The 1,011-nt window shown below is 66.1% G+C and carries 1 protein-coding gene; it reads left to right on the forward strand.

The window, feature by feature from the left end; genetic code table 11:
• A partial coding sequence (locus tag AC5020_RS16915; RefSeq protein ID WP_464989144.1) for a BCCT family transporter occupies nucleotides 1-1,011 on the forward strand: 1,011 nt, incomplete at both ends.

Consider the following 1,011-nt stretch of genomic DNA (forward strand, 5'->3'; position numbering starts at 1 on the left):
TCTTCTTCAGCTCGGCGGCGATCATCATCGCCTTCGTGCTCGGGACGATCCTGTTCACCGATCCGCTCGGTGCCGCGACGTCGGCGGCGTCGACGTGGCTGATGACGAACCTCGGCTGGTTCTACATCCTCGGCGTCAGCGTCTTCCTGGCGTTCCTGATCTTCATCGCCCTGGGCCGCTTCGGCCGCGTCAAGCTGGGCCCGGACGAGGAGCCGCCGGAGCACTCCGGAGGCGCCTGGTTCGCGATGCTGTTCGCCGCCGGCATCGGCTCGATCCTCATGTTCTGGGGCGTCGCGGAGCCGATCAGCCACTTCGGCGACCCACCGCGCGCCTCGGACCTCGGCATCGAGGGCGGCACCGTCGAGGCCGCCCGTGACGCCATGAACTTCACGTACTACCACTTCACGCTGCACACCTGGACGATCTTCACGCTGCCGGCCCTGTGCTTCGCGTACTTCATCCACAAGCGCAACCTGCCGCCGCGCGTGAGCTCGATCTTCCAGCCCGTCCTGGGCGAGGGCATCCACGGCCCCATCGGCAAGCTCATCGACATCGTCGCGATCATCGGCACCGTGTTCGGCATCGCCGTCTCCATCGGTCTGGGCACCCTGCAGATCAATGGCGGCCTGCACCAGCTGTTCGGGATGCCGGAGAACGCCGGCTGGCAGCTGATCATCATCGGCGTCGTCAGCGGCCTGGCCCTCATCTCCGTCTCCCTCGGCCTGGACCGGGGCATCAAGATCCTCTCGAACATCAACATCGTCACCGCCGTGCTGCTGCTGATCTTCGTGCTGTTCGCCGGCGGCGCGACCCTGTTCGTGCTCAAGGGGACCATCGAGTCGTTCGGCAACTACCTCGTCGCCCTGCCCGAGCTGGCCCTGTGGAACGACACCTTCGCCAACACCGGCTGGCAGAACACCTGGACGGTCTTCTACTGGGCCTGGACCATCACCTGGTCGCCGTTCGTGGGCATCTTCATCGCCCGCATCTCCAAGGGCCGCACCATCCGCC

The sequence above is a fragment of the Brachybacterium sp. SYSU DS0246 genome (genome assembly GCF_059391765.1).